This is a genomic window from Nocardia sp. NPDC056952 (genome assembly GCF_042674185.1).
Taxonomy (GTDB): Bacteria; Actinomycetota; Actinomycetes; order Mycobacteriales; family Mycobacteriaceae; genus Nocardia.
In genome coordinates, this window is sequence record NZ_JBHURA010000006.1 from 381,343 (window position 1) to 394,282 (window position 12,940).

Genomic DNA, 12,940 nt, shown 5'->3' on the forward strand with positions numbered 1-12,940 from the left:
AATTGTCCACCATTTGCGGGCATCTGGTGGCTTCTCGAGCCAGCCTGCTCAGACAAAGATGGAGTAGTTGCCCACCTGCGGCCCGGCGCGATCTCCTAGGTCATGACCATTGAGCAGCAGCTCGTCGGGCTGATCGAGCACGACGACAGTGTGGATCCGTTTCCGGTGATCGGGTGGGACGCCCTCGTCTGGGTGGTCGGCAACGCGACCCAGAGCGCCCACTTCCTGCAATCCGCGTTCGGCATGCGGCTGGAGGCGTACTCGGGCCCCGAGACCGGCAATCGCGACCACAAGTCGTTCGTGCTGCGCAGCGGGGGAGCGCGGTTCGTGATCACGGGCGCGGTCGACCCCGACAGCCCGCTCGTCGCCCACCACGACCGCCACGGTGACGGCGTCGTCGACATCGCGCTCGAGGTCCCCGACGTGGACCGCTGCATCGCCTGGGCTCGCGATCACGGCGCGACCGTCCTCACCGAACCGCACGACGAGACCGACGAATTCGGCACTGTGCGCTCGGCCGCGCTGGCCACCTACGGCGACACCAGGCACACCCTGATCGACCGCTCCGGCTACGCGGGCCCCTATCTCCCCGGCTATATCGCGCGCACCTCCACCCGCGAGCCGGGTAAGCGCGTGTTCCAGGCCATCGACCACGTGGTCGGCAATGTCGAGTTCGGCATGATGGACCGCTGGGTCGACTTCTACCGCGACGTCATGGGATTCACGAACATGGCCGAATTCGTCGGCGACGACATCGCCACCGAGTACTCCGCACTGATGAGCAAGGTCGTCGCCAACGGCAATCACCGGGTGAAGTTCCCGCTCAACGAACCGGCGGTGGGCCGCAAGCGTTCTCAGATCGACGAGTATCTCGAGTTCTATCGCGGCCCCGGCGTCCAGCACATCGCACTGGCCACCGGCGACATCCTCGAAACCGTCGACGCCCTGCGCGCCGAGGGCGTCGAATTCCTCGCGACACCCGACACCTATTACGAGGACCCCGAACTGCGCGCTCGCATCGGCGCCGTGCGCGTTCCGGTCGACGAGCTCCAGCGCCGCGGCATCCTGGTCGACCGCGACGAAGACGGCTACCTCCTGCAGATCTTCACCCGCCCGCTCACCGATCGCCCCACCGTCTTCTTCGAGCTCATCGAGCGACACGGCTCACTCGGTTTCGGAAAAGGCAACTTCAAGGCTCTTTTTCAGGCCATCGAACGCGAACAGGAGGCTCGCGGCAATCTGTGACCGGGTCCGCGGACCTACTACAGTTCATGCCATGCGGATCCCCTCGGCGATCATCACCGGCATGACCTTGGTCGTCATGCTGACGTCGTGCGGATCGGGGGGCGACTCCGATACGCCGACAGGGCCCAACCGTCCACCACCGAAGGTCGCCTCACTGGGCCCCTTCGTCGGCGAGTGCGGTCATGTCACCGACGACGAAGTGCGCACCCTCGCTGGCTTGGGCCAGATCGCGCGGGTCTACAAGAACGCGACCGGCTGCAACTGGCAGTCGGCCGGAATGAATTCCCCCAGTGTCACTTTCGCGTCCTACCGGGGCAGTCCGATCGAACGTGAGAAGGCGTGGGTGTCCAACGTGGGGCGTGCGCCGGAGACCATCGACGTGGGTGGGCATACCGGCTTCATGGCGCTCGACCCGCAGAGCGGCACAGTCTGTGACCTCGCCGTGCAACTCGACGACGACTTCTTCGAGTGGTCGATGTCCACCGGCCTGTTCGCCACCGGCGGCAACCCGTGCGACCGGACCAGGAAACTGGCCGAGCTGACCGTGGGACGGCTGCGGTGAGCGCCGGCAAGGTCGCCGCCGCGGCGCTGATGCTCACCCTCGCGCTGGCGGGCTGCGGCCAGAAGATCGAGGGCAGTGCCCAGCCGCTGGGGAAGGGTGGCGGCGGTGAGACGATCAACACCGACTTCGACAAGCTGCTGCGCGAGTGCGAGGTGGTGGCCGCGGACAAGATCGGCGAGATCATCGGCAACGCCAAGAGCGTGAGCGCCTCGTTCAGCGGTGCCGTGTGCATGTGGGACATCGAGGACGCACCCGGTGGGGGCGCCATGGCCAGCCTCAACTGGTACGAGATGGGTACGCTGAACAACGAGAAGACCACCAACGACAAGTTGGGCTACACCTCCGGCGACATCACCGTGCAGGGCCGCAGGGCGTTGCAGGTGCGCAGACCGGGCGACAACGACTCCTGCGGCGTCACCGCACCGGCCGCCGATGTCGGCGTCGTCGGGTGGTGGATCAACTACCGGCCCGGCTCGGCGCACCCCGATCCGTGCGCGGCCGCCCAGAAATTGGTCGAGCTGACCCTGGATCTCGCCCGGTAGAAGGCTTGACGCGGCCCCCCGCTTTGACCCCGAATCGGGCACGCGGGTATCGTGGATCCCTGTGCCCGGATTACTGCGGGCAAGTTCGTGTGTGAACGTAGGCCAGCGAAAGCGGCCGATACGTTCCAGCGTGCCTTGAAAAGGGCACTGAGCGCCTCAGCGACACGCCCGACCACGGGTTAACGGAAACGTGGTCTGACGTGCGGGTGAAAGCTCGATGAACTGCAAGACACTGCACACCAAGCGCAATTACCAATAAGGAAAGCCGGTCTATGCCAACCATCAACCAGCTGGTCCGCAAGGGTCGCCGCGACAAGGTCACCAAGACCAAGACTGCGGCCCTGAAGGGGAGCCCGCAGCGTCGTGGCGTGTGCACTCGCGTGTACACCACCACCCCCAAGAAGCCGAACTCCGCGCTCCGTAAGGTCGCGCGTGTTCGCCTGACCAGCGCGATCGAGGTCACGGCGTACATCCCCGGTGAAGGCCACAACCTGCAGGAGCACTCCATGGTGCTCGTTCGCGGCGGTCGTGTGAAGGACCTCCCGGGTGTCCGTTACAAGATCATCCGTGGATCGCTCGACACCCAGGGCGTGAAGAACCGCAAGCAGGCGCGCAGCCGCTACGGCGCCAAGAAGGAGAAGAGCTGATATGCCACGCAAGGGCCCCGCACCCAAGCGTCCGCTGATCAACGACCCGGTCTACGGGTCCCCGCTGGTCACTCAGCTGGTCAACAAGATCCTGATGGACGGCAAGAAGTCCACCGCCGAGCGCATCGTCTACGGTGCCCTCGAGCAGGCGCGTGAGAAGACCGGCACCGATCCGGTCGTCACCCTCAAGCGCGCGCTGGACAACGTCAAGCCCGCCCTCGAGGTGAAGCCCCGCCGTGTCGGTGGCGCCACCTACCAGGTGCCGGTCGAGGTCCGTCCGGGCCGCGCCAACACCCTGGCGCTGCGCTGGCTGGTCAGCTACTCCCGCGCCCGTCGCGAGAAGACCATGGTCGAGCGTCTCGCCAACGAGCTCCTCGATGCCAGCAACGGCCTCGGTGCCGCCGTGAAGCGTCGCGAGGACACCCACAAGATGGCCGAGTCGAACCGGGCCTTCGCGCACTACCGCTGGTGATAGCCCGGCCCGTCACTTAAAAGGGAGAATTTCGTGGCACAGGACGTGCTCACCGACCTGAACAAGGTCCGCAACATCGGCATCATGGCCCACATCGATGCGGGCAAGACCACCACGACCGAACGCATCCTGTTCTACACCGGTATCACGTACAAGATCGGTGAAGTTCACGATGGCGCGGCCACGATGGACTGGATGGAGCAGGAGCAGGAGCGTGGTATCACCATCACCTCCGCGGCTACCACCTGCTTCTGGAAAGACAACCAGATCAACATCATCGACACCCCCGGGCACGTCGACTTCACCGTCGAGGTGGAGCGTTCGCTGCGCGTGCTCGACGGCGCGGTCGCGGTGTTCGACGGCAAAGAGGGTGTCGAGCCCCAGTCCGAGCAGGTGTGGCGTCAGGCCGACAAGTACGACGTGCCGCGTATCTGCTTCGTGAACAAGATGGACAAGCTCGGTGCGGATTTCTACTTCACCGTGCAGACCATCAAGGACCGTCTCGGCGCTCGTCCGCTCGTGATCCAGCTGCCGATCGGCGCTGAGAACGACTTCGAGGGCATCGTCGACCTGGTCGAGAACAACGCCAAGGTCTGGAAGGGCGAGACCAAGCTCGGCGAAGAGTACGAAGTCGTCGAGATTCCGGCCGACCTCAAGGAGAAGGCCGAGCAGTACCGTCAGGAACTGCTCGAGACCGTCGCCGAGTCCGACGAGGCACTGCTCGAGAAGTTCTTCGGTGGCGAGGATCTCACCATCGAGGAGATCAAGGGCGCCATCCGCAAGATGACCGTCAACTCCGAGCTGTACCCGGTGCTGTGCGGTTCCGCGTTCAAGAACAAGGGCGTTCAGCCCATGCTCGACGCGGTCATCGATTACCTCCCTTCCCCGCTGGACGTCGAGGCCACCACCGGCCACGTGCCCAACAAGGAAGAAGAGCTGATCACCCGCAAGCCGAACGTCGACGAGCCGTTCGCGGCGCTGGCGTTCAAGATCGCGGTGCACCCGTTCTTCGGTGAACTCACCTACGTGCGTGTGTACTCGGGTCAGGTCGCCTCCGGCGCCCAGGTCGTCAACTCGACCAAGGGCAAGAAGGAGCGTCTGGGCAAGCTGTTCCAGATGCACTCCAACAAGGAGATGCCGGTCGCCACGGCTTCGGCCGGCCACATCTACGCGGTCATCGGCCTGAAGGACACCACCACCGGTGACACCCTGTCCGACGCGCAGAACCAGGTCGTCCTCGAGTCGATGACCTTCCCGGATCCGGTCATCGAGGTCTCGATCGAGCCCAAGACCAAGTCCGACCAGGAAAAGCTCGGCACCGCGATCCAGAAGCTGGCGCGCGAAGATCCGACGTTCTCGGTCAAGCTCGACCAGGAGACCGGCCAGACCGTCATCGGCGGCATGGGCGAGCTCCACCTCGACATCCTCGTCGACCGTATGCGTCGCGAGTTCAAGGTCGAGGCGAACGTCGGCAAGCCGCAGGTGGCCTACCGCGAGACCATCACCAAGAAGGTCGAAAAGCACGAGTTCACCCACAAGAAGCAGACGGGTGGCTCCGGCCAGTTCGCGAAGGTCATCATCGCCCTCGAGCCGTTCGTCGGCGAAGACGGCGCGACCTACGAGTTCGAGAACAAGGTCTCCGGTGGTCGCGTGCCCCGTGAGTACATCCCGTCGGTCGACGCGGGCGCCCAGGATGCCATGCAGTACGGCGTGCTCGCCGGCTACCCGCTGGTGAACCTGAAGGTCAGCCTGCTCGACGGCGCGTACCACGACGTCGACTCCTCGGAAATGGCGTTCAAGATCGCGGGTTCGCAGGCCCTCAAGGAAGCGGCCCGTAAGGCCGGTCCGGTGATCCTCGAGCCGCTCATGGCGGTCGAGGTCATCACGCCCGAGGAATACATGGGCGACGTGATCGGCGACCTCAACTCCCGCCGTGGCCAGATTCAGGCCATGGAGGAACGCAGTGGTGCCCGTGTCGTCAAGGCGCTGGTTCCGCTCTCGGAGATGTTCGGTTACATCGGTGACCTGCGGTCCAAGACCCAGGGTCGCGCGAACTACTCCATGGTGTTCGCCCAGTACGCAGAGGTTCCGGCCAATGTGTCCAAGGAGATCATCGCCAAGGCGACCGGCGAATAAAACCCTCTTGCGGTCCAGTGGCACACTGGACCGCAAGTGCCGGGCGTCAAGTAATACCCCCGATCCCCGCCTCCAGCGGGGATGACACACGCACTGCTGCAAATGCACGCACCAACAAGTCCAGGAGGACCCAAAAGTGGCGAAGGCGAAGTTCGAGCGGACGAAGCCGCACGTCAACATCGGCACCATCGGTCACGTCGACCACGGCAAGACCACGCTGACTGCAGCGATCACCAAGGTGCTGGCTGACAAGTTCCCGGATCTGAACGACGCGTTCGCGTTCGATCAGATCGACAAGGCGCCGGAGGAGAAGGCTCGTGGTATCACGATCAACATCTCCCACGTCGAGTACCAGACCGATAAGCGCCACTACGCGCACGTCGACGCCCCGGGCCACGCGGACTACATCAAGAACATGATCACCGGTGCGGCGCAGATGGACGGCGCCATCCTCGTGGTCGCGGCCACCGATGGCCCGATGCCGCAGACTCGCGAGCACGTGCTGCTCGCCCGTCAGGTCGGCGTGCCTTACATCCTGGTCGCGCTGAACAAGTCGGACATGGTCGATGACGAGGAAATCCTCGAGCTCGTCGAGATGGAGGTCCGCGAACTGCTGGCCTCGCAGGAATTCGACGAGGACGCGCCGGTCGTGCGTGTCTCCGGTCTGAAGGCCCTCGAGGGCGACGAGAAGTGGGCCGAGGCCATCGTCGAGCTCATGCAGGCCGTCGACGACTCGATCCCGGACCCGGTCCGCGAGACCGAGCTCCCGTTCCTGATGCCCGTTGAGGACGTCTTCACGATCACCGGTCGTGGCACCGTCGTCACCGGTCGTGTCGAGCGCGGCATCGTCAACGTGAACGAGGAGGTGGAAATCGTCGGCATCAAGGAGAAGTCGACCAAGACCACCGTCACCGGCATCGAGATGTTCCGCAAGCTGCTCGACCAGGGCCAGGCGGGCGACAACGTCGGCCTGCTGGTTCGTGGCATCAAGCGCGAAGATGTCGAGCGTGGCCAGGTTGTCGTCAAGCCGGGCACCACGACTCCCCACACGGAGTTCGAGGGCCAGGCGTACATCCTGTCGAAGGACGAGGGCGGCCGCCACACCCCGTTCTTCAACAACTACCGCCCGCAGTTCTACTTCCGTACCACGGACGTGACCGGCGTCGTTACCCTCCCCGAGGGCACCGAGATGGTCATGCCCGGCGACAACACCGAGATGCTGGTCAAGCTGATCCAGCCGGTCGCCATGGACGAAGGCCTGCGCTTCGCGATCCGCGAGGGTGGCCGCACCGTCGGTGCCGGTCGCGTCACGAAGATCATCAAGTGAGTCGGTAAGACCCACTGCACAACCTGAACGGCGTCGCTCCCCCGGGAGCGGCGCCGTTCGGCGTTTTCCGGGAGGGTCAGCCGGCCGCGGCGAGCCGCACGCGGACGGTGACCCGGCCCCGGGGATCGCGATGGGCGACCGCGTGGCCCGCATGGTCTGTGCCGTCGATGCGGAGGGTGACGGGGCCGCCTTCATCGAGAAAGTTGCGCCACCACTTCTTCTTGTCGGGCATCGCGGCGCCGATGACGTACTCCTCGCCGGAACGCCGATAGTTCACCGGCGTGGTGAACGTCCGCCCGGAACGCCGACCCACATAGCTGATCTGCGCGAACGACTTACCCAGGACCTTCCCGATGACAGGCGCTTCGGTCAACGCCACCACCCCGGCGTTCATCCCCTGCAATCCCCGACGCAACAACGATTCCTGAATCAACGGCTTCTCCTGCCTGATGAAGAACGGACGTGCTGTTCCTCAAGCTACCGAGGTTCCTTGGCAATGGGCTGAGAGTCGTTGTTGCGCAATCGCCGGCCCGGCCACGCCGATCCGCCTGATCATCTACCCCGCGACAAGCCACTCGGGTGCGATCAGACCTGCCCGGTTCGCCCCGGATGTCACCGAGTTCCTTTCGGCGACAACCTGACTCAGCGGATCTTGGCGCCGTAGACGTGCTCGACGGACAACGCCATGAGCACGCGGCGGTCGGCGACCATGACCTCGCGGTACTCGTTCCAGTCGGGGTGCTCGCCTGCGGCCGCGCGGTAGTAGTCGACCAGGGCTTCGACTTCCGGGCCGTTCGGGTCCGTGCCGGGGCCGGTCAAGGTGGCGGTGCCTTCGGCGGTGGCCCACGACCAGCCGTCGGCGCTGGTGACCTCGAGCGCGGCGCGCGGGTCGCGGCGGAGGTTGATCGTTTTGGCGCGGCCTTCGGTCATGGAGACATAGATGATGCCCGCGGCGCGGTCGTAGTACGGGGTGACGGGGGAGAGCTGGGGGCGGCCGTCGGACTTGATGGTGGCCAGGATGCCGATGCGGGAGTCGGCGATGAGGGCGTGCAGGTCGAGCGGGGTTTCGGGCATCGATCGGCTCCTAGGGGGTGGCGGGGCTGTTCGTTGTGACGAACCGCCGTGGTCGCGCGTTTATGCCCGGGCTGCGGAAATCCCGTCGACACCGCGCGATCGGGCGCGTAGAACTTGTCGCATGGTTACAGCACGTCCGCAGTCGCGGTTCTAGCTCGCATCGGGTCGTTCGGCGCCGGTGCGGCGCCGCGTGATCCGACGCCCGTGCCGTCCCAGGAACGCACAACTGGCGAGCGTCGATTCCTCGACCGGACCAGCCTGGGGGATTCCCATGACCAGAATCGATCTCGCCCGAATACGCAATATCGGCATCGCCGCCCACATCGACGCGGGCAAGACCACGACGACCGAGCGGGTGCTGTTCTACACCGGCGTCACCCGCACCCTCGGCGAGGTGCACGACGGCACCGCGGTGATGGACCGGATGATCCAGGAGCGCGAACACGGCATCACGATCGCGGCGGCGGCGACCACCTGCTGGTGGAACGAGCACCAGATCACCATCCTCGACACCCCCGGCCACGTCGACTTCACCGTCGAGGTGGAGCGTTCGCTGCGGGTGCTCGACGGTGCGATCGCGGTATTCGACGCCAAGGAGGGCGTGGAGCCGCAGTCGGAGCAGGTGTGGCGCCAGGCCGACAAGTACGGCGTCCCGCGGATCTGTTTCGTGAACAAGATGGACAAGCTCGGTGCCGATTTCGCGTTCACCGTGCGGACCATCGCGGAGCGACTCCGGGTGCGCCCGTTGGTGATTCAGCTGCCGATCGGTGCGGAACGCGAGTTCGACGGCATCATCGACCTGGTCGAGATGACCGCCAAGGTGTGGCGTGGCGACACCGATCGCGGTGCTCGCTTCGAGACCATCGAGATTCCGGAAGACTTGCGTACCAAGGCCTTCCAGCATCGGGATGCGCTGGAGGCCGCGGTCGCCGAGGCCGACGAGGAAGTGCTGGAGCGCTATCTCGCGGGCAAGGCGATCACCGTCGACCTCCTGAAAGCCGCCATCCGGCGGATGACGATCGACGCACAGGCCTACCCGGTGCTGTGCGGCTCGGCGCTGGCCAACATCGGCGTGCAGCCACTGCTGGACGCGGTTGTCGACTACCTGCCGTCGCCGCTGGATGTCGTGGCCGTGCACGGGTTCTCGCCGGAGGGCGAGCACGTCCACCGCGCGCCCGATATCGCCGAGCCGTTCGCGGCGCTGGCGTTCAAGGTCGCGCTGCACCCGTTCTTCGGCAAGCTCGTCTACCTGCGGGTGTACTCCGGTACCGCCGAACCCGGTGCGACCGTGCTGAATTCGACCAATGGACGAAAGGAGCGTCTCGGCAAACTGTTCCAGATGCATTCGAGCACCGAGATCGCCGTCGAGCGGGTGCAGGCCGGGCAGATCTGTGCCGTGATCGGCCTGAAGGCGACGGGAACCGGCGACACCCTGTGCGATCGGGCAGCCCCCGTCGTCCTGGAGTCGATGACCGTCCCCGACCCCGTACTCGCCGTCTCGATCGAACCGAGGACCCGCGCCGACCAGGACAAGCTGGGCACCGCCCTGGCTCGGCTGGCCGACGAGGATCCGACGTTCACGGTGCATGTCGACGCCGAAACCGGTCAGACGGTCATCGGTGGCATGGGCGAACTGCATCTGGAGATCCTGGTCGACCGGATGAAACGGGAGTTCCGGGTCGACGCCGACATCGGCGCCCCGCGTGTGGCCTATCGCGAAACCATCACCGCGGCAGTCGATCTGTTCGAATACACCCACCGCAAGCAACAGGGTGGGCACGGGCAGTTCGCCAAGGTGGTGATCGCGCTGGAACCTCACGTGGCCGATGACGACGCGATCTACGAATTCGAGAGCCGGGTCACCGGCGGGCGCGTACCGCGGGAGTACATCCCCGCGGTGGACGCGGGCGCGCAAGACGCGCTGCGCGTCGGCACGCTCGCCGGCTTTCCGCTGGTGAACGTGAAGGTGACGCTGCTCGACGGCGCCGCCCACGTGCAGGATTCGTCGGAACTGGCGTTCCGTCTCGCGGGAGCGGCGGCGGTGCGCGCGGCGCTCGCGCGAGCGAAGCCGGTGCTGCTCGAACCGGTGATGGCCGTGGAGGTCGTGACGCCGGAGGAGTACGTCGGCGAGGTGATCGGTGATCTCAACGCCCGTCGCGGCCGGGTCACCGAGCTCACGGAACGGGGCGGCGCGCACATCATCCGCGCGCTGACCCCGCTCCAGGAGATGTTCGGCTACATCGGGGATCTGCGCTCGAAAACCCGTGGCCGAGCGAACTACTCGATGGTGTTCGACTCCTACGCCCCGGTCCCGCCGGGTGCTGCGGAGTCGATCATCGCGGGCAGTTGATCGACACCGGTGGCGTCGCGATCCACGCGGCGTCACCGGTTCGTCGACGGGGCCTAGGTGGGGCTTCCGTCCGGTGTCTCGGAGTCGACCATCGCCGGCACCCGGCGCGTCCTGGTGGATCCGGCAGTGAGCAGGCGCAGCGCGTCTGCCGAACTCGCATCGCGCGCGGTGTAGACCTCGAGCCGGTGGTCAGGACTGTCGGGCTGCAACCACACCTGATAGTCGACGTCGACACGGCCGACCGTCGGATGACGAAGATCCATCGGCCCGACGGTGCAATCGGCGACCTCCGCGCCGGCCCACAGCGTCGCGAAGGTCGTACTGCGCATGGCGAGTTCGCCGATCAGTTCGGCCAGCCGCGCGTCGGTGGGGTAGCGCCCCGCGGTCAGCCGGAGGTAGCCCACGTGAATGCGGGCGAGCTCGTCCCAGTTCCGGTACAGATCCCTGGCGAGCGGATCGAGGAAGAACAGTCGCGGAATCGAGGGACGTCGTGTGGGGTCCTCGGGCGCGGTGAAGTCGAGGTGCTCGCCGACGAGCGCGTGCCCGGCGTGATTCCAGGCGAGCACATCGCCACGGCGTCCGAGCACGACAGCGGGCATGGTGTCGCCGAGCGAGCTGAGCAGCGTGAGAACCCGCGGGTGTGGCTGTTCCGGTTCGGTCCGGACCAGATGCGGCACGGCCGGTTGACCTGCGAGGTTGTGCAGATGGGCCGTTTCGGCGGGATCGAGCTGGAGCACCCGGGCGATGGCGTCGATGACCTGTGCGGAAACGGTCCCGGCCTGATCTTGTTCGAGGCGTGTGTAGTACCCGGCGCTGACTCCGGCGAGCTGAGCGAGTTCTTCGCGGCGAAGCCCGGGGACGCGGCGGGTGACGCCGAAGGTGCGTAGGCCGATCCGCTCAGGGGTAGTTCGGTCGCGGCGGGACTTGAGGAACGTTCCGAGGCTTTCCAACTCCATCGTTCCGATCGTAGGCACCACCGGGCTGTCCTGCCTATCCCGGCCGGGTGTACCCACGTCAGGGGTCTGGTTGCCGCTCGCACGCGATCGCAGGGTGGGGACATGAATCGAATCGATATCGAGCTGCGGTCCTGGCTGGGCCTGCTGGTGGTGCTCGGCCCCGTACTGCTCGTCGCCATGGACGGCTCGGTGCTGTTCCTGGCCATGCCCGCCATCACCGAGGCGCTGTCGCCCTCGGCCGACGAATCGCTCTGGATCCTGGACAGCTACGGCTTCGCGGTCGGCGCCCTGCTGATCGCGTTCGGCACCATCGGCGACCGTTACGGCCGCAAACGCCTGCTGATGATCGGAGCGGCGATGTTCGGCCTCGGCTCGGTAGGGGCGGCCTTCGCCACGAGCCCCGAACTGCTGATCGCCTTCCGCGTCCTGATGGGTGTGGCGGGCGCGACGCTGTTGCCGTCGGCGCTCGCCGTGCTCGGCACACTGTTCACCGACCCGCGCCGACGCGCGCAGGCCATCGGTATCTTCGCCGCCACCTTCGCCGCGGGTTTCGCGATCGGCCCGATCGTCGCCGGGCAGCTGCTTCCCCGGTTCTGGTGGGGGTCGGTGCTGCTGATCAATGTGCCGGTGGTCGTGGTGTTCCTGGTGCTGGCGCCGATCCTGCTCGGTGAGGTACACGCGACCGGTGGCGGCCGCATCGATGTGGCGAGCGTGGTCACCTCGTCCGCCGGGTTGCTGAGTGCCATGTACGCCGTGAAACACAGTGCCGCGCAGGGTATATCCATGTCGTCGGTTGCGGCAGGGCTGGCCGGGGTGGCAGTGCTCGGGTGGTTCGGCCGCAGGCAACGGCGCATCGGCAATCCGCTCATCGACTTCACCTTGTTCGGCAACCCGGTCTTCGTCATCGCGATGGTCACCGGGTTCCTGCCGCTGGCGGCCTGGTCGGCGACCGCGTATCTGGCGGCTGTCTACCTGCAATCCGTTCTGGGCATCTCTATCGCCGACGCCGCGTTGCTCGCGGTTCCGGGTGCCGTCGTTCTCACTGTGGCCGCTGTGGTCACCCCGGCCGTCGTGGCCCGCGTCGGCCGCTCGGCCGCCTTGATCACCGCCCACTTCACGATCGCGATGGGGCTGTCGCTGCTGCTGCCGACCGGCACCGGCGGCGGGCTCGGCTGGTACATCGCCGCGACCGTGGTCGCCGGTTTCGGCTACGGCATCTCGTTCAGCGTGGTCGCCGACATCGCGGTCGCTGCGGTTCCGGCGGAACGGGCGGGCGCGGCCGCCGCGCTGGCCGAAACCGGCAACGAACTCGGCAACGCCCTCGGCATCGCCCTGTTCGGTTCGCTGGCCGCCGTGCTCTTCCGCATCCACGGCCCGGACCTCGCGCCGACCCTCGGTGAAACGCTGCGTCTGCCCGGGGTGGCCTCCGCCGAGCTCGACGACGCCCGCGGCGCCTTCGTCAGCGGATTGCACGTCGTCGCCGCTACCGCGGCCACCTTGCACGTGGTCCTCGGCTCGGTGGCCATTCGCGTTCTCCGGAGCAGGGCACTCGCCGTACGCAGATCGGACCCGGTCTCGGCCTCTCATCCGGGAGGCACGGTACACAGCCGAAGCTGATGGATCGACGCC

At 66.3% G+C, this 12,940-nt stretch carries 12 protein-coding genes; 9 read left to right on the forward strand and 3 right to left on the reverse strand.

The genetic code is table 11. The features are described from left to right. The first annotated feature begins 102 nt into the window (after positions 1 to 102). The 7 genes from hppD to tuf all read left to right on the forward strand — a co-directional run bounded on the left by hppD (position 103) and on the right by tuf (position 6,931). Entirely contained in the window at positions 103 to 1,245 is a 1,143-nt protein-coding gene (gene hppD / locus ACFTS5_RS23025) for a 4-hydroxyphenylpyruvate dioxygenase (protein WP_378634347.1), read from the forward strand. Positions 1,246 to 1,276: 31 nt separating this feature from the next. Next, positions 1,277 to 1,807 (forward strand): DUF3558 domain-containing protein, encoded by a 531-nt coding sequence (locus tag ACFTS5_RS23030; protein WP_378634349.1) that lies wholly within the window; start codon positions 1,277 to 1,279, stop codon positions 1,805 to 1,807. After that, positions 1,804 to 2,349, forward strand: coding sequence for a DUF3558 domain-containing protein (locus tag ACFTS5_RS23035; protein WP_378634352.1), 546 nt, complete (start codon positions 1,804 to 1,806; stop codon positions 2,347 to 2,349). The genes ACFTS5_RS23030 and ACFTS5_RS23035 overlap by 4 nt, the downstream gene beginning before the upstream one ends. A 272-nt stretch (positions 2,350 to 2,621) precedes the next feature. Further along, the gene (rpsL, locus tag ACFTS5_RS23040) at positions 2,622 to 2,996 is read left to right on the forward strand and encodes a 30S ribosomal protein S12 (protein WP_056814220.1); all 375 of its coding nucleotides are present in this window, start codon (positions 2,622 to 2,624) and stop codon (positions 2,994 to 2,996) included. Between the two features lies 1 nt (position 2,997). Continuing rightward, positions 2,998 to 3,468, forward strand: a complete 471-nt coding sequence (gene rpsG / locus ACFTS5_RS23045; RefSeq protein ID WP_056814216.1) for a 30S ribosomal protein S7 — start codon at positions 2,998 to 3,000, stop codon at positions 3,466 to 3,468. 33 nt (positions 3,469 to 3,501) lie between these two features. Then, positions 3,502 to 5,604, forward strand: a complete 2,103-nt coding sequence (gene fusA / locus ACFTS5_RS23050; RefSeq protein WP_056814212.1) for an elongation factor G — start codon at positions 3,502 to 3,504, stop codon at positions 5,602 to 5,604. A 136-nt stretch (positions 5,605 to 5,740) separates the two neighbouring features. Further along, positions 5,741 to 6,931 (forward strand): elongation factor Tu, encoded by a 1,191-nt coding sequence (gene tuf, locus ACFTS5_RS23055; RefSeq protein WP_358109020.1) that lies wholly within the window; start codon positions 5,741 to 5,743, stop codon positions 6,929 to 6,931. Between the two features lie 76 nt (positions 6,932 to 7,007). On the opposite strand, the gene ACFTS5_RS23060 is transcribed toward tuf, so the two are convergent. Continuing rightward, the gene (locus ACFTS5_RS23060; RefSeq protein WP_378634355.1) at positions 7,008 to 7,364 is read right to left on the reverse strand and encodes a nitroreductase/quinone reductase family protein; all 357 of its coding nucleotides are present in this window, start codon (positions 7,362 to 7,364) and stop codon (positions 7,008 to 7,010) included. Positions 7,365 to 7,573: 209 nt separating this feature from the next. After that, positions 7,574 to 8,005: a PPOX class F420-dependent oxidoreductase gene (locus ACFTS5_RS23065; protein WP_378634358.1), complete on the reverse strand. Its 432-nt coding sequence runs from the start codon at positions 8,003 to 8,005 to the stop codon at positions 7,574 to 7,576. 271 nt (positions 8,006 to 8,276) lie between these two features. Between ACFTS5_RS23065 and fusA (ACFTS5_RS23070) the strand changes: the two genes are divergently transcribed. Further along, a complete protein-coding gene (gene fusA, locus ACFTS5_RS23070; protein WP_378634360.1) occupies positions 8,277 to 10,355 on the forward strand; it encodes an elongation factor G in 2,079 nt (692 codons plus the stop codon). 53 nt (positions 10,356 to 10,408) lie between these two features. On the opposite strand, the gene ACFTS5_RS23075 is transcribed toward fusA (ACFTS5_RS23070), so the two are convergent. Further along, positions 10,409 to 11,311: a helix-turn-helix transcriptional regulator gene (locus tag ACFTS5_RS23075; protein WP_378634363.1), complete on the reverse strand. Its 903-nt coding sequence runs from the start codon at positions 11,309 to 11,311 to the stop codon at positions 10,409 to 10,411. Between the two features lie 102 nt (positions 11,312 to 11,413). On the opposite strand from ACFTS5_RS23075, the gene ACFTS5_RS23080 reads away from it, so the two are divergent. Then, entirely contained in the window at positions 11,414 to 12,928 is a 1,515-nt protein-coding gene (locus ACFTS5_RS23080; protein WP_378634365.1) for an MFS transporter, read from the forward strand. The last annotated feature ends 12 nt before the right edge of the window (positions 12,929 to 12,940 follow it).

What these genes read in the sequence shown, in the direction of transcription:
- rpsG (WP_056814216.1), top strand. Translation starts at nt 2,998, where the DNA reads ATGCCACGCAAGGGCCCCGCACCCAAGCGTCCGCTGATCAACGACCCG.
- ACFTS5_RS23065 (WP_378634358.1), bottom strand. Translation starts at nt 8,005, where the DNA reads ATGCCCGAAACCCCGCTCGACCTGCACGCCCTCATCGCCGACTCCCGC.
- fusA (WP_378634360.1), top strand. Translation starts at nt 8,277, where the DNA reads ATGACCAGAATCGATCTCGCCCGAATACGCAATATCGGCATCGCCGCC.
- hppD (WP_378634347.1), top strand. Translation starts at nt 103, where the DNA reads ATGACCATTGAGCAGCAGCTCGTCGGGCTGATCGAGCACGACGACAGT.
- ACFTS5_RS23080 (WP_378634365.1), top strand. Translation starts at nt 11,414, where the DNA reads ATGAATCGAATCGATATCGAGCTGCGGTCCTGGCTGGGCCTGCTGGTG.
- ACFTS5_RS23075 (WP_378634363.1), bottom strand. Translation starts at nt 11,311, where the DNA reads ATGGAGTTGGAAAGCCTCGGAACGTTCCTCAAGTCCCGCCGCGACCGA.
- rpsL (WP_056814220.1), top strand. Translation starts at nt 2,622, where the DNA reads ATGCCAACCATCAACCAGCTGGTCCGCAAGGGTCGCCGCGACAAGGTC.
- ACFTS5_RS23030 (WP_378634349.1), top strand. Translation starts at nt 1,277, where the DNA reads ATGCGGATCCCCTCGGCGATCATCACCGGCATGACCTTGGTCGTCATG.